The following is a 23,761-nucleotide window of genomic DNA, read 5'->3' on the forward strand; positions in this document are numbered from 1 at the left end:
TGCGGCGGGGTCCCGCAGGGGGCGCCGCTGGCAGCGTGCTGCGGCCCTACCTCGCCGGCGAGAGCTGGCCCCCCACGCCCGGTGCTGTCATGCGCTCGCGCTACACGGCATACGCGGTCGGGGACAGCGACCACCTGTTCCGGACCTGGCACCCCGCCACCCGTCCGGCCGACGTCGACCCCGACCCGGGTCTCACGTGGACGGGTCTGGACGTGTTCTCCGAGTCCGGCGACGAGACCGAGGGCGTTGTCGAGTTTGCCGCCCACTGGGTGTCCGGTGAGGGTGCGACCCGTCAGCGCGGCATGGTGCGCGAGCGCAGCACCTTCACCCGTCGGGCCGGGCGCTGGGTCTACCGAGACGGGGTCGCGACCGACCGCTGAGCCGCCCGGGAGTGCCGAGTCCGCACCCCCACCTGCCGCGTGACGGCCCTGCGTCGCGGCGAATCCGGTTCGTGCCGGAGGGTCGCCCTTCCGTAGGATGACGGCGTTCATCCACCCCCGTCCCGAAGGACCACCCCGTGCTCCGCACCCATGAGGCCGGCACCCTGCGCGCCGACCACACCAGCTCGACCGTCACGCTCACCGGTTGGGTGGCCAAGCGTCGCGATCACGGCGGGGTGGCGTTCATCGACCTGCGCGACGCGAGCGGCGTCGTCCAGGTCGTCGCGCGCGACGAGGTCCTCACGGGGGCAGCGCACGACCTGCGCGCCGAGTTCTGCATCAAGGTGACCGGCGAGGTCATCGCCCGCACCGCCGCCAACGTCAACGCCGACCTCCCCACGGGTGAGGTCGAGGTCGTCGCGTCGGCCATCGAGGTGCTCGCACCGAGCGCGCCCCTGCCGTTCCAGATCGACGAGCGCGTCACCGTCGGCGAGGAGGCCCGCCTCAAGCACCGCTACCTCGACCTGCGCCGTCCGGGCTCGTCATCCGCGGGTGCCGCGCTGCGGCTGCGCTCCAAGGTCAACGCCGCTGCCCGCGAGGTGCTCGGCGCGCGCGACTTCGTCGAGATCGAGACCCCGACGCTCACCCGCTCGACGCCCGAGGGTGCCCGCGACTTCCTCGTGCCCGCCCGTCTGGCGCCGGGCTCCTGGTACGCCCTGCCGCAGAGCCCGCAGCTGTTCAAGCAGCTGCTCATGGTCGCCGGCATGGAGCGCTACTACCAGATCGCCCGCTGCTACCGCGACGAGGACTTCCGCGCGGACCGCCAGCCCGAGTTCACCCAGCTCGACATCGAGATGAGCTTCGTCGAGCAGGCCGACGTGCTCGAGCTCGGCGAGGCCATCGTCAAGCAGGTGTGGCAGCTCATCGGTGTCGAGCTCGACGCGCCGTTCGAGCAGATGACCTACGCCGACGCGATGAAGCGCTTCGGCTCCGACAAGCCCGACCTGCGCTTCGGCAACGAGCTCGTCGAGTGCACCGACTACTTCGCGAACACCCCGTTCCGGGTCTTCCAGGCCGAGTACGTCGGCGCCGTCGTCATGCCCGGCGGCGCGAGCCAGCCGCGCAAGCAGCTCGACGCCTGGCAGGACTGGGCCAAGAGCCGCGGCGCCAAGGGCCTGGCCTACGTCTTCGTCCAGGAGGACGGCGAGCTCGGCGGACCGGTCGCCAAGAACCTCTCCGACGAGGAGAAGGCCGGACTGGCCGCCCACGTCGGAGCCGAGCCCGGCGACTGCGTCTTCTTCGCCGCGGGCCCCACGAAGTCGTCTCGCGCACTGCTCGGCGCTGCCCGCCTCGAGATCGGCAAGCGCTGCGAGCTCATCGACGAGGACGCCTGGTCCTTCCTGTGGGTGCTCGACGCACCGCTGTTCGAGCCCGCCTCCGAGGCCGTCGCCGCCGGTGACGTCGCCGTCGGCGGGGGAGCGTGGACCGCGGTCCACCACGCCTTCACCTCGCCCAAGGCCGAGTTCCTCGACACCTTCGACACCGACCCGGGTCCGGCCCTGGCCTACGCCTACGACATGGTCTGCAACGGCAACGAGATCGGTGGCGGGTCGATCCGTATCCACCGCCGCGACGTGCAGGAGCGGGTCTTCAAGGTCATGGGCCTGTCCGACGAGGAGGCGCAGGAGAAGTTCGGCTTCCTCCTCGACGCCTTCGCCTTCGGCGCGCCGCCTCACGGTGGCATCGCGTTCGGCTGGGACCGCATCGTCTCGCTGCTCGCCGGCACCGAGTCGATCCGCGACGTCATCGCCTTCCCCAAGTCCGGTGGCGGCTACGACCCGCTCACCGCCGCACCGGCGCCCATCACGCCGGAGCAGCGCAAGGATGCCGGCGTCGACGCCAAGCCCGAGGCCCCCGCCGAGAAGGCCTGAGATGACGACGGCGGCCGACGTCAGCGTGGATGCCCGGCCGCTGCACTCCGCGCGCCCTGTCCGGGTGATGCTCTGGGACGCCGACGGTGTCCTCCAGCACCCGCGGCACGAGTGGCGACCCCGTCTCGAGTCGTGGGGAGGCCCGGGCTTCGCCGAAGCCCTCTTCGAGGCCGAGATCCCGGCCCTGCGCGGTGAGGAGCCCTTCCGGGAGTCGCTCGCGCGGCTGCTGCGAGCGCGCCCTGAGGTCACCGTCGGGGTCGACGACCTCCTCGAGCTCTGGGAGCAGGTCGACCTCGACGACGCGGCGGTCCGGCTCGTGCGGGAGGTCGCCGGCTCCGGCGTGAGCTGCGCCCTCGCGACGAACCAGCAGGACCACCGCAAAGCGTTCCTGCGTCGCACGTTCGGCTACGACGAGGTCTTCGCACGCTCCTTCTACTCGTGCGACCTCGGCGCGAGGAAGCCCGAGCCGGAGTACTTCGAGCGGGTGCTCGCCAGCCTGGGCGTCGCGCCCGAGGACGCCGGCGAGGTCGGCTTCGTCGACGACAGCCTGCCCAACGTCGAGACCGCGCTGGGAATGGGCATCCGCGCCGTCCACCACGACCCCGCCTCGGGCGTCGACGGGCTGCGGTCCGTGCTGGGATGGTCCACATGAGCTCGCAGGACGCCGCCGCCGGTGCCGAGCACGACGTCGCGCACGACGCCGTCCACGACGCCGTCCACGACGCCGTGCAGCGCTACGCCCAGCTCCAGCCCGAGCTGCGCCAGGTCGCCGACCAGTTCGTCACCATGGTCACCGCCCTGCTCGACGACGCCGGCATCAACTACGTCAGCGTCACCGGGCGGGCCAAGAGCGTCGCGTCGTTCGCCGGCAAGGCCTCCCGCACCGTCGACGGGTCGCCCGCCTACGCCGACCCGCTCACCGAGATCACCGACCAGATCGGCGTGCGGGTCGTCACCTACCTCCAGGGCGACGTGACGGCCGTGGCCGACCTGCTCGCCGGGGAGTTCAGCGTCCTCGACGACCGCGACCTCGGCCAGGAGACGGCCCAGCAGGGCCGGTTCGGCTACTCCAGCCGGCACTTGCTGGTGACGCTCGACGACGAGGCGAGCGACCCGGCATACGCCCACCTGCGGGGGCGGTCCGCCTCGGTGCAGGTCCGCACGATCCTCCAGCACGCCTGGGCCGAGTTCGAGCACGACGTGCGCTACAAGGGGTCGGTCCCGGCCGCCGACGTCTCCGACCTCGACCGCAGGTTCACGCTCGCCGCAGGGCTGCTCGAGCTCGCCGACCGGGAGTTCACCGCGATCCGTGATCGGCTCCAGGCCGGGGTCGGGCCCGGCGCGGGGACTTCCGACGACGACCCGCGTATTGCCGGCCCGGACCTCGCGGCCTTCCTCACCGCGCACTTCAGCGACGCCGGCTGGTCGCGCACCGACCACTACTCGTGGATCTCGGGGCTGCTGCTCGAGCTGGGCATCACCTCGCTCGACGAGCTCGGTGGCCTCCTCGGCACGGTCGACGCGCAGGGGATCAACGAGCGCATGGACTACCGCTACCCGGCGGGGGCCGTGCGCCGCCTCGACGACGTGCTGCTGGCGGTCTTCGGACCGCGCTACATCCACCTGCACGGCAACGCGCACCGCGTCGAGTCGCTCACCGCGCGTCTCGAGAAGGTGCGCGCCTCCCAGTCCTGACGGGGAACCCGGTCCGGGCATGCAGCCCGACCCGGTAGCCGAGACGCTCGTAGAGCCCTCGCGCGTGGTCGTTGTCGGCGAAGACCGCGAGCGTGCACGCTCCGGTCCGCGCGAGGGCCTCCCTCGTGAGGTATGCCGTCACGGCGGCTCCCAGCCCGCGTCCCCGCTGCGCAGAGTCGACGACGATCCCCCCGATGAGGGGCACGTCCGCGTTGCCCGGCTCGGTGCAACCGCAGGCGAGGAGGCGACCGTCCTCGCGCACGACGACCCAGCGCTGCTCCGCGCTCTGTCCGGGGATCGCGTGGGGGTGCGGGTTGTGGGCCCGCACGAAGTCAGCGAGCTCGCCGTCGTCACCGTCGTGGGGGACGACGTCGCGCTCGGCCCGGATCGCCGGCGGGTGAGTCGTCGTCCACATGCGGTCCCAGGCGTTGCCGCCGCGCAGGCCGAGTGCCTCCCGCAGGGGGTCGTAGGCGTCCGCGGGTGCGGTGACGTGGTCGGGTGCGAGGTCCTCGACCCACTCGCGGGTGGCGTCGGCGGCAGCGAGGACCGCGACGTCGACCGGGTCACCGAGGACGACCACCCCGAGGCGCCCGTCGGCCCAGTGCTGCGCCCAGGCGACGGTCCGGGTGCCGGCGACGTGCAGCCCGGGGTCGACGACCGTCGACGACAGGTCGAACCGGGCGAAGGGATGGTCGGCGGTCGCGGCGACGAGCGCCTCCCGGGACGGAAGCGGCTCGACGCCGCGACCCGACGTGCTCACCGGGTGAGGAAGGAGACCAGGGCCTCGTTGAACTCGTCCCGGTGGCTCGCGTTGATGCCGTGCGGCCCCTGCTCGAGGACGACGAGCTCGCTGCCCTCGACCTGCTCGTGGGTGCGCCTGCCGGACACCTCGACCGGCACGATGGCGTCGGAGTCGCCGTGGATGACGAGGGTCGGCACGGTGACTTTGGCGAGGTCGCCGGTGAAGTCCTCGAGCCACGAGCCGATGCACGCGACAGCCGCGTCGAGGTCGGCCTGGGCTGCGATCGCCTTGGCCTCCTCACGCTGCTCCTGCGTGACCTTGAGCTCGCCGTCGGCGCTGAAGAAGTTCGTCGTGAACTCGTCGAGGAAGCCCTCGCGATCCGCCCGGAGCCCGGCCTGCATCTTCTCGGCCTCCTCGCGGGGGAGCCCGCCGTCGGGGTTCTCGTCGCTCTTGAGCAGCCACGGCGGGATCGCGGCGGCGAACGCGATGCTGTGCAGCCGGTCCTCGCCGTGCGTGCCGACGTAGCGCGCCACCTCGCCGCCGCCCATCGAGAAGCCGACGAGCGAGACGGCGCGCAGGTCGAGGCGCTCGATGAGGTCGGCGAGGTCGGAGGTGAGGGCGTCGTAGTCGTAGCGGCCGTCCGACGCCGGCTCGGATTGCCCGAACCCGCGGCGGTCGTAGGTGATGACGCGCAGCCCGGCAGCGGTGAGCGCAGGGACGGTGTCCTGCCACGACGCGCCGGACAGGGGCCAGCCGTGGATGAGGACGACCGGCCGGCCTTCGCCACCGGTGTCCTCGTAGTGCAGCGTGGGGGAGGTGGACGTCGTGTCTGACATGGGTCACCTTTCGCGAACCGGGATGAGCAGGGACGTTGTCGACCCTATGCACGAAGTTCGGCACGGGCTGAACGGGCGACCGGTGTGATGTGGGTCACACCGCGCCCGCCGGGTTAGTGTGCTCGCGTGTCCCCTCCCGCCGATCTCTTCGCCTCGACCGAGGGCGGCGGCGACGCGTCGTTGCCCCCGCTCGCGGTCCGCATGCGACCCGCCTCGATCGAGGAGGTCCGTGGTCAGGGCGAGATCCTGCGTCCGGGCAGCCCGCTGCGCCGGCTCATCGAGGGGTCGGGCGGCACCGCGGGGCCGCTCAGCGCGATCCTCTGGGGCCCGCCCGGTACCGGCAAGACGACCCTGGCCCACCTCGTGGCGACCGCGGCGCACCGCGAGTTCGTCGAGCTGTCGGCCGTGACCGCCGGCGTCAAGGACGTGCGTGCCGTCATGGAGGCCGCGGCGCGCAACCGCGACCTGTACGACCGCCAGACGGTCCTCTTCCTCGACGAGATCCACCGCTTCACCAAGGCCCAGCAGGACGCCCTGCTCCCGGGAGTCGAGACCCGCCAGGTCATCCTCGTCGCGGCCACGACCGAGAACCCGTCGTTCTCGGTCATCGCGCCCCTGCTCTCGCGCTCGATGCTCATCACCCTCACCTCGCTCGACGACACGCAGGTCGCCGACGTGCTCGACACCGCGGTGAGCGACCCGCGAGGTCTCGATGCGGCATACGCGCTGTCGGACGAGGCGCGCGAGCACCTCGTCCGGATCGCCGGCGGCGACGCCCGCCGCGCGCTCACCTCGCTCGAGGCGGCGGCGGGGGTGGCGCAGGACGACGCCCCGATCGGTGGCGACGACGGGCCGGTGACGATCACGCTGGCCCACGCGGAGCAGGCGGTCGCGCAGGCGTCGGTTCGCTACGACAAGACCGGCGACCAGCACTACGACGTGGCCTCGGCCTTCATCAAGTCGATGCGCGGGTCCGACGCCGACGCCGCCCTGCACTACCTCGCCCGCCAGCTCGAGGCGGGGGAGGACCCGCGCTTCATCGCGCGCCGCATCGTCATCGCGGCGAGCGAGGACGTCGGGATGGGCGACCCCACGGCGCTCCAGACGGCGGTCGCCGCCATGCACGCCGTGGCCCAGATCGGCATGCCCGAGGCGCGGATCATCCTGGCCCAGGCCGTCGTCCACAACGCGCTCGCGCCCAAGAGCAACGCCGCCTACAACGGCATCAACGCGGCCATCGCCGACGTGCGTGGTGGGCGCGGCGGTGCCGTCCCAGCGCACCTCAGGGGCAGTGGGTATGCCGGCGCGTCCCGTCTCGGACACGGCGAGGGCTACGTCTACGCCCACGACCAACCCGACGGGGTCGCCCGCCAGCAGTACCTCCCGGACGACCTGCACGGGAAGACGGCGTACTACGAGCCGACCGACCGTGGGTTCGAGGCGCGGCTGCAGGAGCGGTGGACCTGGCTCAAGGAGCGTCTCGGCCGCTGAGCACTCTCCCGCCACCCCGGGCGTCGGAACGCAGGCGCGGGCGGCGGGAGGTGGCACGTAGGATTCACCGGTGCCCGGCAATCCGGGTGCGACGCACTCGACCTCAGGACAGACGACATGGAAACCGCCGAGATCCGGCGCCGTTGGCTCACCTTCTTCGAGAAGAACGGCCACACGGTGGTGCCCTCCGCACCCCTCATCCACGACGACCCCAACCTGCTCTTCGTCAACGCCGGCATGGTCCCGTTCAAGCCGTACTTCCTGGGTCAGGAGACGCCGCAGTGGGACCGCGCCACGAGCGTGCAGAAGTGTGTCCGCACCGGTGACATCGAGGAGGTCGGCAAGACCTCGCGTCACGGCACGTTCTTCCAGATGAACGGCAACTTCTCCTTCGGGGACTACTTCAAGAAGGACGCCATCCGCCTCGCGTGGGAGCTCCTCACATCCTCGCAGGACGACGGTGGCTACGGCCTCGACCCGGACCGCCTCTGGGCGACCGTCTACGAGGACGACGACGAGGCCGAGCGGCTCTGGGCCGAGTACACCTCGATCCCGCTCGACCGCATCGTGCGCCGCGGCAAGGCCGACAACTACTGGCACATGGGTGTCCCGGGCCCTGGTGGTCCCTGCAGCGAGATCTTCTACGACCGCGGCCCCGAGTACGGCCGTGAAGGTGGTCCGGCGGTCGACGAGGACCGCTACATGGAGATCTGGAACCTCGTCTTCATGCAGTACGAGCTGAGCGCCGTCCGCTCCAAGGTGGACTTCGACATCGCCGGCCCGCTGCCCGCCGAGAACGTCGACACCGGCATGGGTCTCGAGCGCATCGCCAGCATCCTCCAGGGCGTCGACAACCTCTACGAGATCGACGAGGTCTACCCCGTCCTCGAGAAGGCCGCGGAGCTCACCGGCAAGACCTACGGCGCGCGCTCGGGCCACGCGGCGAGCGAGTCCAACCCCGACGACGTGCGCCTGCGCGTCGTCGCCGACCACATCCGCTCCTCGCTCATGCTCATCGGCGACGGCGTGACCCCCGGCAACGAGGGTCGTGGCTACGTCCTGCGCCGGATGCTCCGACGCGCCGTGCGCTCGATGCGCCTGCTCGGCTTCGCCGACCCCGCGCTGCCCCACCTGCTCCCGGTCTCGATGGAGCGGATGAAGCAGTCCTACCCCGAGCTCGAGACCGGCTTCGACCGGATCAGCCAGATCGCGTACGCCGAGGAGGAGGCCTTCCGGCGCACCCTCGCGTCCGGCACGACGATCCTCGACACCGCCGTGAGCCGGACCAAGGAGTCCGGTGGCCAGGTCCTCGCGGGCGACCAGGCCTTCCAGCTCCACGACACCTACGGCTTCCCCATCGACCTCACGCTCGAGATGGCGGAGGAGCAGGGCCTCTCGGTCGACCGCGAGGGCTTCACGCGTCTCATGCAGGAGCAGCGCGAGCGGGCCAAGGCGGATGCCAAGGCCAAGAAGTCCGGCCACGCCAACACCGAGGTGTGGAAGCAGCTGCGCGGCCTGGGCGAGACCGACTTCCGCGCGTGGCAGGAGCTCACGAGCGAGGCCACGGTCATCGGTCTCGTCGTCGACGGCAACGCCGTCGAGGAGATCGAGCCGGGCCAGCGCGGGCAGGTCGTCCTCGACCGGACCCCGTTCTATGCCGAGTCCGGCGGCCAGATCGCCGACGAGGGCATCATCACCGCCGACGGCGTCCACCTCAAGGTCATGGACGTCCAGCGTCCGGTCAAGGGCCTCATCGCCCACACCGTCGAGGTGGTCCACGGACCCCTGCGCACCGGTGCACCCGTCCTCGCCGAGGTCGACCCGGAGTGGCGGCTGTCCGCGTGCCAAGCGCACTCCGGCACGCACGTCGTGCACGCGGCGCTCCGCCAGGTGCTCGGCCCGTCGGCGCTGCAGTCCGGCTCCTACAACAAGCCCGGCTACCTCCGCCTCGACTTCGCGTGGGGCCAGGCCCTCTCGGCCGCGACCCGCAGCGAGATCGAGGAGGTCGCCAACCTCGCGGTCCGCAAGGACCTGCCCGTCTCTGCGGCGTGGATGCCACTGGCTCAGGCGCGCGAGCTCGGCGCGCTCGCGCTCTTCGGCGAGACCTACGGCGAGGACGTGCGCGTCGTCGAGATCGGCGGCCCCTGGTCGCGCGAGCTCTGCGGTGGCACCCACGTCGGACACTCCTCGCAGGTCGGGGCCCTGACGGTGACCGGTGAGTCCTCCGTGGGCTCCGGCGTGCGCCGCCTCGAGGCCTTCGTCGGCATGGACGCGCTGCGCTACCTCGCTCGTGAGCGGGCCATCGTGGCCGAGCTCACCGGTCTCGTCGGCGCCCAGCCCGGCGAGCTCACCGAGCGCGTCGGCGCGATGGTGACCCGCCTCAAGGAGGCCGAGCGCGAGCTCGAGCGCTCCCGCAAGCAGGCCGTGCTCGCGGCCGCCGGATCGCTCTCCGACAACGCCAAGGACGTCGGCGGGGTGCGCTTCGTCGGTCACGACGCCGGCGGCGAGGCCGGCGCCGACGACGTGCGCGCGATGGTCCTCGACGCCCGCCAGAAGCTCGGCGAGGGCGCACCGTCGGTCGTCGCCGTGACCGGTGGCGCGAAGGGTCGCCCGGTCGTGGTCATCGCGACCAACCAGGCCGCCCGTGACAAGGGCATCAAGGCCGGCGAGCTCGTGCGGATCGCCGCACAGACCCTCGGCGGAGGCGGCGGCGGCAAGGACGACATCGCCCAGGGCGGCGGCCAGGACCTCACCAAGAGCGGTGAAGCCATCAACGCCGTCGAGTGGCGCGTGGGGGAGCTGGCCGGTTGAGCATGCGCCCCGGGGTTCGCTTGGGGGTCGACGTCGGCACGGTGCGTGTCGGGGTGGCCGTCAGCGACCCCCGGGGCGTGCTCGCCAGCCCGCACGCCACGCTGGCGCGCACCTGGCCGGCCGAGGACGCGACCGAGGACGACATCGCGACGATCGCCGCCCTGGCGGCCGAGCGCGAGGCCATCGAGATCGTCGTCGGCCTGCCGCGCTCACTTTCCGGGGACGAAGGACCCGCTGCGGGGGCAGCGCGCCAGTATGCTGCGGAGTTGGCCCGCAGGGTCTCGCCCGTGGGCGTCCGTCTCGTCGACGAGCGCCTCACGAGTGTCGATGCCCACAGGGTTCTGCGCCACAGTGGTGTTGATGGACGTCGGCAGCGCGCCGTCGTCGACCAGGCAGCCGCGGTCCTCATCCTCCAGGCCGGACTGGACGAGGAACGTGGCTCGGGCCGCCCACCGGGTGAGCCGGTGAAGGACAAGCGGCGCAGGCCGAAGACGAAGGACGGACAGCGGTGAGCCAGAACCACCTCGACACGACGATCTTCGGAGAGCCGCCTCCCGAGGAGCAGCGGCGCCGTCGGCGTCGTCGCCAGCGCGGCAAGGGCCGCAGGGTCCTCACGCTCCTCGTCGCCGTGGTGCTCGTCGGTGCCGCCACGGCCACCGCCTTCACGCTGCTCAAGCCGCTCGTGTCCTCGATCACCGGCGGCGGCTCCTCCGACGCCGAGGACTTCCCCGGCCCGGGTGAGGGCGACGTCCAGGTCACCGTCAAGGCCGGCGACAGCGGCGAGTCGATCGCCAGCGCACTCAAGGCGGCCGGCGTCGTCAAGACGCGGACGGCATACCTCGACGCATCAGCAGCCGACCCCGAGCAGAGCGCACGGATCCAGGCCGGCACGTACTCGCTCAAGAAGGGCATGAAGGCCATCGACGCCTTCACGATGCTCACCGACCCGGCCAACCGCGCCGTCGCCCGCGCGACGATCCCCGAGGGGCTGTGGGTCAGCGAGATCTTCGCCCGCCTGAGCAAGGCCACCGGGGTGCCGTTGAAGGACTACCAGGCCGCGGCCAAGAATCCCGCGGCGCTCGGCCTGCCCGCGTCCGCCAAGGGCCGGCTCGACGGCTACCTCTTCCCGTCGAGCTACGAGTTCGACGACAAGGTGCCCGCCGCAGCCCAGCTCAAGCAGATGGTCGCGATGACCATCGCCGAGCTCACCAAGGCCGGCGTCAAGCCCGAGGACTACAACCGCATCCTCACCGTCGCGTCGATCGTCGAGGGCGAGGTCAACGGCGACGCCGACCGCGCCAAGGTCGCCCGGGTCATCGAGAACCGCCTCGACGACCCCAACGGGCCGACGATCGGCCGGCTCCAGATGGACTCCACGGTCCACTACATCGAGCAGAAGCGCGGCCGCGCCGGCACGTCCAACGAGGCGCGCAACTCCGACAGCCCCTACAACACCTACAAGGTCAAGGGACTGCCTCCGGGTCCGATCAACAGCCCCGGTGCCGCGTCGATCGAGGCCGCCGCCGCCCCGGCGGACGGGCCCTGGTTCTACTTCGTCGCCGTCAACCCGGACACGGGTGAGACGAAGTTCGCCGTGACGCAGGCCGAGCACGACGCCAACGTGCGCGAGTTCAACGCGTGGTGCTCCGCGAACAAGGACAAGTGCTGAGAGCCGCTGTCCTCGGGTCGCCGGTCTCGCACTCGCTCTCGCCTGCGCTCCACACCGCGGCGTATGCCGCACTCGGCCTCTCGGACTGGACGTACGACCGCCGTGAGGTCACCGAGGTCGAGCTGGCGCAGGTCGTGGAGAGCCTCGACGACGAGTGGCGCGGGCTCAGCCTGACGATGCCGCTCAAGGAGGTCGCGTTCGAGGTCGCCGTGACCGTGACCGACGTGGCGCGGGCCGCGGGAGCTGTCAACACGCTGGTCCGTCGTGACGACGGTCGCTGGGACGGCGTCAACACCGACGTCGCCGGCATCGTCGGCGCCCTCGGCGGGGTCGAGCACGACGGCGTCGCGACGATCCTCGGCTCGGGTGCCACCGGCCGCTCGGCCGCGCTGGCCCTCGTCGACCTCGGGGTGCGCGACGTCGTCGTCGCGGCCCGCAACGCCGCGACGGCGGGGGACGTCGTCGCACTGCTCGCAGCACGTGGCGTGCGAGCCGTCCACGTACCGCTCGAGTCGTGGGCCGAGCAGCCGCGCCGGCTCGTCGTCTCGACCCTGGCGCCGGCCGCGAGCGACGCGGCCGCCGCAGCCCTCACGGGCGGACGCACCTCGCTCGCGGGGACCACCCTCATGGACGTCGTCTACGCCGACTGGCCCACCCCGTTGGCCCGGGCGGCTCGCGACCGGGGCGCCGTCGTGGTCTCGGGACTCGACATGCTCGTGCACCAGGCCGCCGCCCAGGTCGAGCTCTTCACCGGGCAGCGCCCGCCGCTCGACGTCATGTTCGCCGCCGGACACTCGGTCCTGGGGCGCTGATGTCGTCGACCGTCCTCCTCGCGCTGGGGCTGGTGCTGCTCGTCGTCGCCGCTCTCGTCGTCGGTCACCGCACCGCCCGCGAGCTCGCGACCGGGGGCTACCGGATCGTCGAGGACGAGGCCACCCACCCGACCCCGCCGTCGTGGTGGGTCGCCCCCCTGCTCGCAGCCCTCGTCGTGCTGCTCACCCTCACGGTCGGTGACACGGCAGCGTATGCCGCGCTGCCGGCATACCTGCTCTTCGCCTGGCTCACGGTGTGCCTCGTCTGGATCGATGTCGACGTGCACCGGCTGCCGGCGGGGCTGACGCGACCGGCGCTGCCGGCGTTCGCCGTGCTGCTCGTGCCGCCGACCGTCGAGACGGGGGAGTGGGACCGGCTGCTCGTCGCCGGGCTCTGCAGCCTCGGGCTGACGGTGGCCTACGTCGCGTTCGCGCTGCTGCCCGGTGGTGGCTTCGGTGGCGGCGACATCCAGCTCGCGCCGGCCATCGGCCTGCTGCTCGGCTGGCTCTCGGTCGGCCACGTCGTCGTCGGGACGCTGGCCGCGTTCGTCGTCGGCGGTCTGACGGCCGTCGTGCTGCTGGTCACGCGACGTGCCGGCCGCTCCTCGGCGATGGCGTTCGGGCCCTCGATGTGCGCGGGTGCGATCGTCGCGGCGGCGTGGGGCCAGCAGCTCCTCGACGGCTACCTCGGCCGCTGACAGCGGTAGCGTCGCCGGATGACGACGCGCTGGCTGTTCGGGGACCAGCTCGGACCGCACTTCGCCGACGACCACGACGGACCCCTCGTCATGATCGAGTCGCGGGCGGTCTTCGCCCGGCGACGCTTCCACCGCGCCAAGGCGCACCTCGTGCTGTCGGCCATGCGCCACCGTGCAGCCGAGCTCGGTGACCGGGTCGAGCTGCACCGTGCCGACACCTACGCCGAGGTCGTGGGCGGGATCCCGCAGCTCGAGGTCGTGCACCCGACCTCGTACGCCGCGCTGGGACTCGTGCGCCGGCTCGGTGCCGAGGTGCTCGCGCCACGGGGCTTCGCCACCTCCCGCGAGGACTTCACCCGGTGGGCGCAAGGGCGTGGCGGGCGACGGCTGCTCATGGAGGACTTCTACCGCGAGGCACGACGGCGCCACGGTGTCCTCATGGACGGCGAGAACCCCGCAGGCGGCCGGTGGAACTTCGACCACGACAACCGCACCCCACCGCCCAAGGGGGCGAGCACGCTCGGGGTGGTCCCACCGTGGTGGCCGCAGGAGGACGACATCGACGAGGAGGTGCGGGCCGACCTCGACCGCTGGGAGCGCGACGGGGACGTCTCGTTCATCGGACGCGACGGCCCCCGGCGCTTCGCCGCGACCAGGGACGAGGCGCTGGCGGCCCTCGACCACTTCGTGGAGTACCGGCTCGCCGAGTTCGGGGAGCACGAGGACGCGGTCCTCGAGGGTGACCCGTGGATGGCGCACAGCCTGCTCAGCGTCCCGCTCAACCTCGGCCTGCTCGACCCGTTGGAGGTCGTCGCGCGGGCCGAGGCAGCACACCTCGCCGGTGACGTGCCCATCGCCAGCGCCGAGGGGTTCGTGCGTCAGGTGATCGGGTGGAGGGACTACGTCTGGCACCTCTACTGGCACCAGGGCGAGGGCTATCGGCGGCGCAACGAGCTCAGTGCGACGCAGCGCCTTCCGAAGTGGTTCGCCGACCTCGACGCCGACGCCACGGACGCGCGCTGCCTCTCGCACACGCTCGACCAGGTGTCCGAGCACGGGTGGGTCCACCACATCCCGCGCCTCATGGTGCTCGGGTCCTACGCGATGCAGCGGGGGTGGGCTCCGACCCAGGTGACCGACTGGTTCCACCGCGCCTTCGTCGACGGCTACGACTGGGTCATGGTGCCCAACGTCGTCGGCATGTCGCAGCACGCCGACGGCGGGGTCATGGCCACCAAGCCGTACACGTCAGGTGGTGCCTACATCAACACGATGAGCGACCACTGCGGGTCGTGCCGCTTCAACCCGAGGGTGCGGGTGGGCGAGGACGCGTGCCCCTTCACGGCGGGCTACTGGTGGTTCCTGTCCCGCAACCGCGAGCGTCTGGCGGGCAACCAGCGGATGTCGCGGGCGGTGCAGGGGCTCGACCGGCTGAGCGACCTCGACGCGCTCGTCGCGCAGGAGGAGGACCGGGGCAACCGCGCGCCGTGACGGACCCGCGTCGGCGGACCCGCGTCGGCGGGCCCGCGTCGGGCTGCTCGGGCCGTGGCCCGGTGCGGGGCCGGACCCTCAGAACTGCTGGAGGGGACCGGGGGCCGGCACGCCGAACTCCTCGCGCAGCGTGGAGCGACGCCCGGCGGCCTCGAGGGCGATGGCGACCTTGCCCACCGGGCGCGCGCCCGGCCAGACGTGGACGGCCATGAGGACGAGCGACACGACCGCGCCCACGGCATACGCGAGGATCCCGCCCTCGAGGACGAACGCCGCCACGAGCGACGCGATCGCGATGACCTCGCTCAGCGCGAAGCGCAGGATCATCGAGCTCTGCCACCGGGCTCGTGCGGCCGTCCCGGCGTCGGCGTCGGACAGGCCCGGGTCGAGGGGCTGGACGCGGTAGCCGACCGCCTCGATGACCAGGTGGACGACGACACCGGCCGCGACCTGGGCGACGACGAGCCACACCGGCGGGGTGTCGTCGGCGCCGAGCACGAAGAACATCGCGATACCGATGAACACCAGCGCACCCATGAGTGCAGTGCTGAGGATCCGGACGGACTGGGCGAACGGCGCGGTCTGCGGAGGGGTCGTCGTCATGCCGCGAGGGTAGCCGCGCGAGGACGGCTCAGGCCGGTGCCTCGCTGGCGTAGTAGGTGTTGCCGTCGGGGTCGCGGAAGTCGAACATCGGCGGCGCCCAGTCCGAGACGACGAGCTCGTCGACGTCGACCCCGGACTCGCGCAGGGAGGCGTGCAGTGCCGTGGCGTCCGTGACCGCGAACCGGATGCCCGTGTCCGTCCCGACGCCCGGGCCGCCCGCCGACAGGAGCGCGACGGACGTCGTGGCTCCGGGTGGCGCGACCTCGACCCAGCGCACCGTGCCGCCCATCGGCACGTCCATCCGGACCTCGAAGCCCAGTCGCCCGGTGAAGAACGCGATCGCGGCGTCGGTGTCGGACACCCCGACAGCGCAGGCACGCACGTCGGTGAACATCACGAGCTCCCTCGGGCGTACATCTGCGATCCGGGCGTGGTGAGCTCGGTGCCGGTCTCGAGCCAGGTCTTGAGACCCGACAGCACCATCGGCCAGCCGCCGTGGATCGCCTCGCTCACGCCGTCGGGCAGCTGGTCGTGGACGACGGTGAGGCGGCAGGAGTCGCCGACCGGCTCGATCTCCCAGGTCACGCGGGAGGTGCCGACCGACTCGGCGTCGTCGTCCCAGTGGGCCCGGTAGCTCTGGACGAGGCGGCGCGGTGGGTCGACCTCGAGGTTCTCGCCGTCGACGAGGGCGCCGTCGAAGCCGTCATGGGTCACCTCGTAGGTCGAGCCGGGGGACCAGCTCGAGGTGACGGTGTTGCCGAAGTGGAACCGCCGACGGGTGTCGGGGTCGGTGATGGCGTCCCACAGCCGCTCGGGCGTGGTGCGGATGTAGATCTCGAAGACCTTGCTCACGGTCATGCTCTGTGCCTCCAGCTCGTCCTTGAGCCCGACGAGGCCGGCGGCCCAGGGCTCGGTGTACTTGCTGACCCACCGGTCGTGGACCTGCCTGATGCCGACCGGGTTGAGGAAGTGCAGCTTCTCGCGGCCGCTGCGCCGGCTCACGACGAGGCCGGCCTCCTCGAGCAGGGCCAGGTGCTTGGCGACGCCGATCCGGGTCATGTCGAACGCCGCGGTGAGGGAGTGCAGGGTCTGGCCGTCGGTGTCGTGGAGGGCGTCGAGCAGTGCCCGTCGCGTCGGGTCGGCCAGCGCCCGGAAGATCATGTCCACGAGCTCACATTAGGAAACCATTTGGTTACCTGTCAAGAGTCGGTATGCCGTCCACTCGCCCGCGCTCCCACGTGCTGACCGCGCCCGGCCGGTGCTTCGGCCTGCATGGGAGGATCGGGCCATGCTCCGATGGTTGACCGCAGGCGAGTCGCACGGCCCTGCACTCCTGGCCACGATCGAGGGACTTCCCGCCGGCGTCGAGGTGACCCGCACGGACCTCGCCGACGCGCTGGCCCGTCGCCGCCTCGGCTACGGCCGCGGCGCCCGGATGAAGTTCGAGCAGGACGAGGTCGAGTTCCTCGGCGGTGTCCGGCACGGTCTGACCATGGGCTCGCCCGTCGCCATCCGGATCGGCAACACCGAGTGGCCCAAGTGGCAGACGGTGATGTCGGCGGACCCGGTCTCCGAGGACGCCTACGCCGCGGCCGACGACGTCAACGCCGAGAAGGAGGTCGCGCGCAACAAGCCGCTCACGCGACCTCGCCCCGGCCACGCCGACCTCGTGGGGATGCAGAAGTACGCCTTCGACGACGCCCGCCCCGTGCTCGAGCGGGCCTCGGCCCGCGAGACCGCTGCTCGCGTGGCGCTCGGCGAGGTCGCGGCCCGCTTCCTCGAGCAGGCCTACGGCATCCGGCTCGTCTCTCACACGGTCTCGATGGGCACCGCAGGTGTCGCCGACGACGCGCCGCTGCCCACGCCGGACCAGGTCGCCGAGATCGACGCCGACCCGGTGCGCACGCTCGACCCCGCCGGCTCGGCCGCGATGGTCGCCGAGGTCGAGGCCGCCAAGAAGGACGGCGACACCCTCGGGGGTGTCGTCGAGGTCCTCGCCTACGGCCTGCCTCCGGGCCTGGGCTCGCACGTGCACTGGGACCGGCGCCTCGACGCACGCCTCGCCGGGGCGCTCATGGGCATCCAGGCCATCAAGGGGGTCGAGGTCGGCGACGGCTTCCGCACCGCGGCCCGCCGTGGCTCGGCCGCGCACGACGAGATGGAGCGCGACGAGTCGGGCACCATCCGTCGGCGCACCGGTCGCGCCGGTGGCACCGAGGGCGGCATGTCCAACGGCGACGTCCTGCGCGTGCGCGCCGCGATGAAGCCGATCTCGACCGTTCCGCGGGCGCTCGACACCATCGACACGACGGGGGAGGGCGAGGCCAAGGCGATCCACCAGCGCTCCGACGTCTCCGCCGTCCCCGCGGCGGGCGTGGTCGCCGAGGCCATGGTCGCCCTCGTCCTCGCCGAGGCCTGCCTCGAGAAGTTCGGTGGCGACTCGGTGACCGAGACGCGACGCAACCACGCGGCATACCTCGCCGCCATCCCCGAGACGATGCGCTCGTGGTGACCACGGCGCGTCCGACCGCCGTCCTCATCGGACCTCCCGGGTCGGGCAAGACGACGATCGGCGCGGCGCTCGCGGAGGCGCTCGGCGTGGCGTTCCACGACACCGACGCCGCGATCGAGGCCGACCAGGGCTGCTCGATCTCGGACATCTTCGTGCTCGACGGCGAGCCGGCCTTCCGCGCGCTCGAGCGGGCCGAGGTGGCCCGTGCGGTCGCTGCCGAGCCGGGTGTCGTCGCGCTCGGCGGTGGCGCGCCGATGGACGACGAGACCCAGACCGTGCTCGACGGTCACGTCGTCGTCTTCCTCGACGTCGGCATCGCCGACGCCGCCAAGCGCGTGGGCTTCGACGCCAGCCGCCCGCTGCTCGCGATCAACCCGCGGGCCGCGTGGACCAAGCTCATGAACGAGCGCCGCCCCACCTACGAGCGGCTCGCGACGCACCGCGTCGACACGGCCGGTCGTGGGGTCGACGACGTCGTCACCGAGATCGTGGCGCTGGTGGGGCCTGCCCGATGAGCGTCGTCTCCGTCGGTGGCGACTACGACGTCGTCATCGAGAGCGGGTGCTCGACGCGCGTCGCCGACGTCATCGGCGACGGTGTGCGCCGGGCGCTCGTCGTGCACCCGGACTCGATGCGCTCGCTCGGCGAGGCCGTCACGGCATCGTTGCGCGACACCGGGATCGAGGCGTATGCCGTCGGCGTGCCCGACGCGGAGGACGCCAAGACCGCGGTCGTGGCCGCGGACCTGTGGTCGCTGCTCGGCCGGCACGGCTTCACCCGCACCGACGTCGTCGTCGGCGTCGGGGGAGGGACCGTCACCGACCTCGCCGGGTTCGTCGCCGCGACCTGGCTGCGTGGCGTGCCTGTCGTGCAGGTGCCCACGACGCTGCTCGGCATGGTCGACGCAGCCGTCGGTGGCAAGACCGGCATCAACACTCCCGAGGGCAAGAACCTCGTCGGCTCGTTCCACCCGCCGCGCGCCGTCCTGTGCGACGTCGACGTGCTGGCGACACTGCCGCGTGAGGACTACGTCGCGGGGATGGCCGAGATCATCAAGGCCGGGTTCATCGTCGACCCGGTCATCCTCGACCTCGTCGCCTCGGATCCTGAGGCGGCCGGGCGACCGGATGGCCCGCACACGCTCGAGCTCATCGAGCGCGCCATCCGGGTCAAGGCCGACGTCGTGAGCCAGGACCTGCGCGAGTCGTCGCTGCGCGAGATCCTCAACTACGGCCACACGTTCGGGCACGCCATCGAGCAGGTCGAGCACTACCGGCGCCGGCACGGTGAGGCCGTCGCCATCGGCATGGTCTTCGCGGCCGAGCTCGCTGCGGCTGCGGGGGTGCTGTCAGTGGAGGTGGTGGCCCGGCACCGCGAGGTGCTGACGTCGGTGGGGCTGCCGACCGCGTACGAGGCGGGTCGCTGGGCCGAGCTCGAGACGGCGATGCGCCGCGACAAGAAGACCCGCGGCGACCTGCTGCGGTTCGTCGTCCTCGAGGATGTGGGGCGTCCCGTGCGGCTGGAAGGTCCGACGCAGGAGCAGCTGCACACGGCATACGCCGCGGTCTCCCCCTGACGCGGTCCGGGGCAGCGTCGACTCCGGGGCGTGACGCCCGGTTCACCGGGGCGAGGCGTCGAAGCCGGTCACCCGGATGATCCTGGCCGGCACGCCGGCGACGATGGCGTTGGCCGGCACGTCCTTGGTCACGACGGCGCCAGCGCCCACGATCGCCCCGTCGCCGATGGTGACGCCGGGGACGACCGTCACTGCGGCTCCCAGCCACACCTTGCGGCCGATCACGATCGGGGCGGGGACCATGTCGGCCCTCCGGTCGGGGTCGACGGCGTGGTTGAGCGTCGTCAGCGTGCTGCCGTGACCGATGAGCGAGCCGTCACCGATGGTGATCCCTCCGGTGTCCTGGAACCGGCAGCCGATGTTGATGAAGACGTCCTTGCCGAGGGTCAGGTTCTTGCCGAACTCGCTGTAGAACGGTGGGAAGAGTGCCAGCGAATCGTCGATCTGCTTGCCGGTGAGCCGGGTCAGCAGGGCCCGTACCTCCTCGGGCGTGCGGTATCCGGTGTTGAGCTCGTCGACGGTTCGGAGCGCCTCCTGCGCGGCCTCGTGCATGAACCGGTGATGCTCGGAGCCGCCTTCGATCAGGCCGCCGCCGTCGACGTGTGCGAGGAACTCGTCCAAATGCATCAGCGGCTCACTCCTGCCCTTCTCGGACGACGGTGGTGACGGGGCCGTCCAGTGCGCTGATGCGCTCGGCGGCATCGCCGTCCAACCGGCCCAGGATCACGATCCCGGCGAAGTAGGACTGGTCGCCGTAGTACAGGACGAGGTCGTTGCCGGGCGCGTAGTAGCCGAGGTCTCCGGGCGAGGGGTCGGCGCCCTCGGGCTGACCCTCGAGGGACAGTGGCTCGGGCAGGGGGCCGGTCTTCTCGACCCCGCCGTGGTCGACCATCTCGACGGTCACCGGGAGCTGGGCCAGCAGGTCTCTGGCCGCGGCGCTGTCCGTGAGGGTCGCACTGAGCTGTTCGTCGCCGATGCTGATGGTGATGCGCATGAGGTTCTCCTCGGGGGTGGACGTGGTCTCAGCGGTCGGGCTGCGCTGGTCCAGCGTGCCGCTGGTCGTGGATGAGGTGGGGGAGGTCTGCAGGTGCTCGTCCGACGAGTCGGACGAGGCGCAGCCCGTGCTGGACACCAGCAGGACTGCTGTGAGGGCAACGACCCGGAGTGGCCGGGGCACAGTCATCGTCATGAAAGCCCTGGTGGCGCTTCAGACGGTTGGCTGTGGTGCCAGGTCGCTGACCTTGACCAGCGTCTTGATCGCCCGTCGCTCGTCCATGGCGGCGTAGCCCTCGGCGATGTCGTCGAGGTCGACCGTGAGGTCGAAGACCCTGCCGGGGTTGATCTCGCCCTTGAGGACGGCGTCGATCAGGTGGGGTTGGTAGTGGCGCGCGGGCGCGGGACCCCCTCGCGTCCCGATGTTGCGGAAGAAGGGGACGGTGGCGTCGATCGTGGCATCGTGCGGCATCCCGACGCGGCCGACGACAGCGCCGGCCTTGGCAATGGCAAAGGCGGTGTCCGTCGCGAGCTTGCCGCCGACACATTCCAGGACCGCGTCGGCTCCATAACCACCAGTGAGCTCCTTGAGCTGCTGGACTCCCTCGTCCCCCCGTGCGGTGACGATGTCGGTCGCGCCCCACTCGCGAGCCAGCGCATGGCGTGACTCGGTCGTGCTGCCCAGCACGATGATGCGCGCGGCGCCGAGAATCCTCGCCGACAGGACCGCGCACAGGCCGACGGCGCCGTCACCGACGACCGCGACGGTGTCACCCGGGGTGACCTCGGCGCTCACTGCGGCGTGGTAGCCGGTGGCCATGACATCGGTCAACGCGAGGAGTGAGGCCATCGTCTCGTCGTCGAAGTCGGAGCCCGGGACCTTGACGAGGGTGCCGTCGGCCTGCGGTACACGGACGAACTCGGCCTGGCCACCGTCGCCTTCCAGGCCCTGTCCGAAGACGCCACCGTGCACGCAGGCGCTGTGGACTCCGGCCAGACAGTTGTCGCAGGTGTCGTCGCTCCACGTGAAGGGCGAGATGACGAAGTCACCCACCGCCAGCTCGCCGACCCCGCTGCCTTTCTCGTCGACGACCCCGATGAACTCGTGCCCCACGGAGCCGTGTGGCAGGTCGGAGATGCCCCGGTAGAACCACAGGTCCGATCCGCAGACACAGGCCAGCACGACGCGCACGATGGCGTCAGTCGGCTCGCTGACGGTGGGCTTCGGGCGTTCCTCGACAGAGATGTCACCCTTGCCGTTGAAGATCGCTGTCCTCATCGCTTGCACTCCTTCGATCCGCACAGCGCGGACCGTCTGGCCGCGCGACATCGAGTCAACCCGCCATCTCCGTGGGGTGGGAGTCCCTGTCGATGGGTGCACTGACAGGGCACCCCTGGCGGCTCGGGATCGCCCCGGCCCCGCAATAGTCTTGACGACGTGGACAACCGAGCAGAGGTGCGCGAGTTCCTCACCACTCGCCGCGCCCGCATCACCCCCGAGCAGGCTGGGCTGCCGACGTTCGGCCCCCGGCGGGTCCCGGGCCTGCGACGCAGCGAGGTCGCCGCCGTTGCAGGCCTCAGCGTGGAGTACTACGCCCGTCTCGAGCGGGGGCAGATCGGAGGTGCCTCCGCCGGCGTGCTCGACGCGCTCGCCCGGGCACTGCAGCTCGACGACACGGAGCGAGCCCACCTCTGGGACCTGGCCCGCGCAGCCGACGGCGTCCCCACCTCAGGTCGATCCCGTCGCCGTACCCCTGGCAGAGCCACGCGACCCAGCCTGCACTGGGCCCTCGAGGCCATCACGGACGGCATCGGCTTCGTGCGGGACGCGCACCAGAACATCCTCGCGACCAACAGCATGGGCCGGGCGTTCTACTCGCCGGTGATCGGCGACGGGGGTCGGCTGCCGAACCTGGCCCGTTTCCAGTTCCTCGATCCCACGTCCCGCGACTTCTACCCCGACTGGGACGTGTTCGCCGAGATGTGCGTGGGCAACATGCGCGCAGACGCCGGCCGCGACCCCCACGACCGCGGCCTGCAGGACCTGGTCGGCGAGCTCTCCACCCGCAGTGAGACCTTCCGACGGCTCTGGGCCGCCCACAACGTCCGCACCCACGGCACCGGCACGAAACGGTTCTGCCACCCCGTCATCGGAGAGGTCACGCTGGCCTTCGAGGAGCTGGCCATCACCGCCGAACCCGGAACAGCCCTGTTCATCTACACCGCAGAACCCGGCTCCCCCTCCGCCGAGCGATTGAGGCTGCTCGCGTCCTGGGCGGCGCCAGCCCGGACCGTCGCGGACGACTGAAGTCTGGGTCGGGGGTACAAGCGGGGCCACACGGCATACCGGCAGATGTCTGTGAACGGACCCGCGCGACCGCCCGGAGACACCGCAGCGCCCGACCCCCCGACGGAGGACGGGCGCTGCGGTGCTCGGATCAGGCCAGCGTCGCCGTGTCGATGACGAAGCGGTAGCGGACGTCGGAGGCGAGGACGCGCTCGTACGCGTCGTTGATGCGGTCGGCGCCGATGACCTCGACCTCTGCCGCGATGCCGTGCTCGGCGCAGAAGTCGAGCATCTCCTGGGTGAGCGCGATGCCACCGATCATCGACCCGGCGAAGCTGCGGCGGGCGCCGATGAGCGAGAACACGTTGATGCTCAGCGGCTCGGCGGGTGCGCCGACGTTGACGAGGGTGCCGTCGACCGCGAGCAGGCCGAGGTAGGCGTCGAGGTCGAGGGCGGCGCTCACCGTGTTGATGATGAGGTCGAACCGTCCGGCGAGCTGCTCGAAGGTGTCGGGGTCCGAGGTGGCGAAGTACTCGTCGGCGCCGAGGCGCAGGCCGTCCTCCTGCTTCTTGAGCGACTGCGAGAGCACCGTGACGTGGGCGCCGAGCGCGTGCGCGATCTTGACGGCCATGTGGCCGAGACCGCCGAGGCCGACGACCGCGACCTTCGTGCCGGGACCGGCCTTCCAGTGCTTGAGCGGGGTGTAGGTCGTGATGCCGGCGCAGAGCAGGGGAGCGGCGCTCGCGGGGTCGATGCCCTCGGGCACAGACAGGACGTAGTCGGCGTCGACGACGACGTGGGTCGAGTAGCCGCCCTGGGTGGTGGTGCCGTCGCGGTCGGTCGCGGCGTAGGTGCCGACCATGCCCTGGGTGCAGTACTGCTCGTCACCGTTGCGGCAGTTGGTGCACGTGCCGCACGAGTTGACCATGCATCCGACGCCGACCCGGTCGCCGACCTTGTGGCGGGTCACCTCGGCACCGACCTCGGCGACGACGCCGACGATCTCGTGGCCGGGGACGACGGGGAACGGCTGCGGGCCCCAGTCGCCGTTGACGGTGTGGATGTCGGAGTGACAGATGCCGGCGTACTGGATCTGGATGAGGACGTCGTTGGCCCCGACGTCGCGGCGCTCGATGACGGTGGGTGCCAGCGGCTGACCGGCTGCGGGGGCGGCGTAGGCGTTGACCTGCATGTGAGGAGTTCCTTCTCGTGGGGTGGGGGTGGGGGTGGGGGT

General features: G+C 71.6%; 24 protein-coding genes. 15 read left to right on the forward strand and 9 right to left on the reverse strand.

Features of this window, described 5'->3' with window-relative positions:
- The first annotated feature begins 35 nt into the window (after positions 1–35).
- The 4 genes from KLO01_RS11615 to KLO01_RS11630 all read left to right on the forward strand — a co-directional run bounded on the left by KLO01_RS11615 (position 36) and on the right by KLO01_RS11630 (position 4,006).
- Complete coding sequence (locus tag KLO01_RS11615; protein WP_307725669.1) at positions 36–380, forward strand: YchJ family protein; 345 nt, start codon at positions 36–38, stop codon at positions 378–380.
- A gap of 137 nt (positions 381–517) precedes the next feature.
- The gene (gene aspS, locus KLO01_RS11620; RefSeq protein WP_147065314.1) at positions 518–2,311 is read left to right on the forward strand and encodes an aspartate--tRNA ligase; all 1,794 of its coding nucleotides are present in this window, start codon (positions 518–520) and stop codon (positions 2,309–2,311) included.
- A gap of 1 nt (position 2,312) precedes the next feature.
- Complete coding sequence (locus tag KLO01_RS11625) at positions 2,313–2,963, forward strand: HAD family hydrolase (RefSeq protein ID WP_147065315.1); 651 nt, start codon at positions 2,313–2,315, stop codon at positions 2,961–2,963.
- Positions 2,960–4,006, forward strand: a complete 1,047-nt coding sequence (locus KLO01_RS11630; protein ID WP_147065317.1) for a GTP pyrophosphokinase — start codon at positions 2,960–2,962, stop codon at positions 4,004–4,006. The genes KLO01_RS11625 and KLO01_RS11630 overlap by 4 nt, the downstream gene beginning before the upstream one ends.
- On the opposite strand, the gene KLO01_RS11635 is transcribed toward KLO01_RS11630, so the two are convergent.
- Positions 3,966–4,766, reverse strand: coding sequence for a GNAT family N-acetyltransferase (locus KLO01_RS11635; protein ID WP_147065319.1), 801 nt, complete (start codon positions 4,764–4,766; stop codon positions 3,966–3,968). The genes KLO01_RS11630 and KLO01_RS11635 overlap by 41 nt on opposite strands.
- Positions 4,763–5,584 carry an alpha/beta fold hydrolase gene (locus tag KLO01_RS11640; RefSeq protein WP_147065321.1) on the reverse strand — a complete coding sequence of 274 codons (822 nt, stop codon included), beginning with the start codon at positions 5,582–5,584 and terminating at the stop codon, positions 4,763–4,765. The genes KLO01_RS11635 and KLO01_RS11640 overlap by 4 nt, the downstream gene beginning before the upstream one ends.
- 201 nt (positions 5,585–5,785) lie before the next feature.
- Between KLO01_RS11640 and KLO01_RS11645 the strand changes: the two genes are divergently transcribed.
- The 7 genes from KLO01_RS11645 (at position 5,786) to KLO01_RS11675 (ending at position 14,556) form a co-directional block, all read left to right on the forward strand.
- Positions 5,786–7,075, forward strand: coding sequence for a replication-associated recombination protein A (locus KLO01_RS11645; protein WP_371860273.1), 1,290 nt, complete (start codon positions 5,786–5,788; stop codon positions 7,073–7,075).
- Between the two features lie 117 nt (positions 7,076–7,192).
- Positions 7,193–9,886, forward strand: coding sequence for an alanine--tRNA ligase (gene alaS, locus KLO01_RS11650; RefSeq protein WP_147065324.1), 2,694 nt, complete (start codon positions 7,193–7,195; stop codon positions 9,884–9,886).
- 2 nt (positions 9,887–9,888) lie between these two features.
- Positions 9,889–10,398, forward strand: a complete 510-nt coding sequence (gene ruvX, locus KLO01_RS11655) for a Holliday junction resolvase RuvX (protein WP_147065325.1) — start codon at positions 9,889–9,891, stop codon at positions 10,396–10,398.
- Positions 10,395–11,555 (forward strand): endolytic transglycosylase MltG, encoded by a 1,161-nt coding sequence (mltG, locus tag KLO01_RS11660; protein WP_147065327.1) that lies wholly within the window; start codon positions 10,395–10,397, stop codon positions 11,553–11,555. The genes ruvX and mltG overlap by 4 nt, the downstream gene beginning before the upstream one ends.
- Positions 11,549–12,367 (forward strand): shikimate dehydrogenase, encoded by an 819-nt coding sequence (locus tag KLO01_RS11665; protein WP_307725670.1) that lies wholly within the window; start codon positions 11,549–11,551, stop codon positions 12,365–12,367. Before mltG ends, KLO01_RS11665 begins: the two co-directional genes overlap by 7 nt.
- Positions 12,367–13,065: a prepilin peptidase gene (locus tag KLO01_RS11670; protein ID WP_147065329.1), complete on the forward strand. Its 699-nt coding sequence runs from the start codon at positions 12,367–12,369 to the stop codon at positions 13,063–13,065. Before KLO01_RS11665 ends, KLO01_RS11670 begins: the two co-directional genes overlap by 1 nt.
- Before the next feature lie 18 nt (positions 13,066–13,083).
- On the forward strand, positions 13,084–14,556 hold the full coding sequence (locus tag KLO01_RS11675) for a cryptochrome/photolyase family protein (protein WP_147065331.1): 1,473 nt from the start codon (positions 13,084–13,086) through the stop codon (positions 14,554–14,556).
- 78 nt (positions 14,557–14,634) lie between these two features.
- On the opposite strand, the gene KLO01_RS11680 is transcribed toward KLO01_RS11675, so the two are convergent.
- From KLO01_RS11680 to KLO01_RS11690, 3 genes are read right to left on the reverse strand one after another with little or no spacing between them, the layout of a single operon-like run.
- The gene (locus KLO01_RS11680) at positions 14,635–15,159 is read right to left on the reverse strand and encodes a hypothetical protein (RefSeq protein WP_147065333.1); all 525 of its coding nucleotides are present in this window, start codon (positions 15,157–15,159) and stop codon (positions 14,635–14,637) included.
- A gap of 28 nt (positions 15,160–15,187) precedes the next feature.
- Positions 15,188–15,553, reverse strand: a complete 366-nt coding sequence (locus KLO01_RS11685) for a VOC family protein (RefSeq protein ID WP_147065335.1) — start codon at positions 15,551–15,553, stop codon at positions 15,188–15,190.
- Entirely contained in the window at positions 15,553–16,326 is a 774-nt protein-coding gene (locus tag KLO01_RS11690; RefSeq protein ID WP_147065337.1) for an ArsR/SmtB family transcription factor, read from the reverse strand. Before KLO01_RS11690 ends, KLO01_RS11685 begins: the two co-directional genes overlap by 1 nt.
- Before the next feature lie 121 nt (positions 16,327–16,447).
- Between KLO01_RS11690 and aroC the strand changes: the two genes are divergently transcribed.
- From aroC to aroB, 3 genes are read left to right on the forward strand one after another with little or no spacing between them, the layout of a single operon-like run.
- Positions 16,448–17,671, forward strand: a complete 1,224-nt coding sequence (gene aroC / locus KLO01_RS11695; protein WP_147065339.1) for a chorismate synthase — start codon at positions 16,448–16,450, stop codon at positions 17,669–17,671.
- On the forward strand, positions 17,665–18,186 hold the full coding sequence (locus KLO01_RS11700; RefSeq protein ID WP_147065341.1) for a shikimate kinase: 522 nt from the start codon (positions 17,665–17,667) through the stop codon (positions 18,184–18,186). Before aroC ends, KLO01_RS11700 begins: the two co-directional genes overlap by 7 nt.
- Positions 18,183–19,247: a 3-dehydroquinate synthase gene (gene aroB, locus KLO01_RS11705; protein ID WP_147065343.1), complete on the forward strand. Its 1,065-nt coding sequence runs from the start codon at positions 18,183–18,185 to the stop codon at positions 19,245–19,247. Before KLO01_RS11700 ends, aroB begins: the two co-directional genes overlap by 4 nt.
- A 42-nt stretch (positions 19,248–19,289) precedes the next feature.
- Here the strand turns inward: aroB and KLO01_RS11710 are convergent, their stop codons facing one another.
- The 3 genes from KLO01_RS11710 to KLO01_RS11720 form a co-directional block, all read right to left on the reverse strand.
- Complete coding sequence (locus KLO01_RS11710) at positions 19,290–19,874, reverse strand: DapH/DapD/GlmU-related protein (RefSeq protein ID WP_147065345.1); 585 nt, start codon at positions 19,872–19,874, stop codon at positions 19,290–19,292.
- A gap of 7 nt (positions 19,875–19,881) precedes the next feature.
- The gene (locus KLO01_RS11715; RefSeq protein ID WP_246136177.1) at positions 19,882–20,379 is read right to left on the reverse strand and encodes a cyclophilin-like fold protein; all 498 of its coding nucleotides are present in this window, start codon (positions 20,377–20,379) and stop codon (positions 19,882–19,884) included.
- 75 nt (positions 20,380–20,454) lie between these two features.
- The gene (locus tag KLO01_RS11720) at positions 20,455–21,519 is read right to left on the reverse strand and encodes a zinc-dependent alcohol dehydrogenase family protein (RefSeq protein WP_147065349.1); all 1,065 of its coding nucleotides are present in this window, start codon (positions 21,517–21,519) and stop codon (positions 20,455–20,457) included.
- 159 nt (positions 21,520–21,678) lie between these two features.
- On the opposite strand from KLO01_RS11720, the gene KLO01_RS11725 reads away from it, so the two are divergent.
- On the forward strand, positions 21,679–22,548 hold the full coding sequence (locus tag KLO01_RS11725) for a helix-turn-helix transcriptional regulator (RefSeq protein ID WP_147065351.1): 870 nt from the start codon (positions 21,679–21,681) through the stop codon (positions 22,546–22,548).
- 130 nt (positions 22,549–22,678) lie between these two features.
- On the opposite strand, the gene KLO01_RS11730 is transcribed toward KLO01_RS11725, so the two are convergent.
- Complete coding sequence (locus KLO01_RS11730; protein ID WP_147065353.1) at positions 22,679–23,719, reverse strand: NAD(P)-dependent alcohol dehydrogenase; 1,041 nt, start codon at positions 23,717–23,719, stop codon at positions 22,679–22,681.
- Positions 23,720–23,761 lie beyond the last annotated feature (42 nt).

It is taken from the genome of Knoellia locipacati (assembly GCF_007992835.1).
Lineage (GTDB): Bacteria > Actinomycetota > Actinomycetes > Actinomycetales > Dermatophilaceae > Knoellia > Knoellia locipacati.

Coding starts and splice junctions, on each gene's coding strand:
- KLO01_RS11625 (WP_147065315.1), top strand. CDS start 2,313: ATGACGACGGCGGCCGACGTCAGCGTGGATGCCCGGCCGCTGCACTCC.
- KLO01_RS11630 (WP_147065317.1), top strand. CDS start 2,960: ATGAGCTCGCAGGACGCCGCCGCCGGTGCCGAGCACGACGTCGCGCAC.
- KLO01_RS11640 (WP_147065321.1), bottom strand. CDS start 5,584: ATGTCAGACACGACGTCCACCTCCCCCACGCTGCACTACGAGGACACC.
- KLO01_RS11645 (WP_371860273.1), top strand. CDS start 5,786: ATGCGACCCGCCTCGATCGAGGAGGTCCGTGGTCAGGGCGAGATCCTG.
- alaS (WP_147065324.1), top strand. CDS start 7,193: ATGGAAACCGCCGAGATCCGGCGCCGTTGGCTCACCTTCTTCGAGAAG.
- ruvX (WP_147065325.1), top strand. CDS start 9,889: ATGCGCCCCGGGGTTCGCTTGGGGGTCGACGTCGGCACGGTGCGTGTC.
- KLO01_RS11670 (WP_147065329.1), top strand. CDS start 12,367: ATGTCGTCGACCGTCCTCCTCGCGCTGGGGCTGGTGCTGCTCGTCGTC.
- KLO01_RS11675 (WP_147065331.1), top strand. CDS start 13,084: ATGACGACGCGCTGGCTGTTCGGGGACCAGCTCGGACCGCACTTCGCC.
- KLO01_RS11680 (WP_147065333.1), bottom strand. CDS start 15,159: ATGACGACGACCCCTCCGCAGACCGCGCCGTTCGCCCAGTCCGTCCGG.
- KLO01_RS11685 (WP_147065335.1), bottom strand. CDS start 15,553: ATGTTCACCGACGTGCGTGCCTGCGCTGTCGGGGTGTCCGACACCGAC.
- aroC (WP_147065339.1), top strand. CDS start 16,448: ATGCTCCGATGGTTGACCGCAGGCGAGTCGCACGGCCCTGCACTCCTG.
- aroB (WP_147065343.1), top strand. CDS start 18,183: ATGAGCGTCGTCTCCGTCGGTGGCGACTACGACGTCGTCATCGAGAGC.
- KLO01_RS11710 (WP_147065345.1), bottom strand. CDS start 19,874: ATGCATTTGGACGAGTTCCTCGCACACGTCGACGGCGGCGGCCTGATC.
- KLO01_RS11720 (WP_147065349.1), bottom strand. CDS start 21,519: ATGAGGACAGCGATCTTCAACGGCAAGGGTGACATCTCTGTCGAGGAA.
- KLO01_RS11730 (WP_147065353.1), bottom strand. CDS start 23,719: ATGCAGGTCAACGCCTACGCCGCCCCCGCAGCCGGTCAGCCGCTGGCA.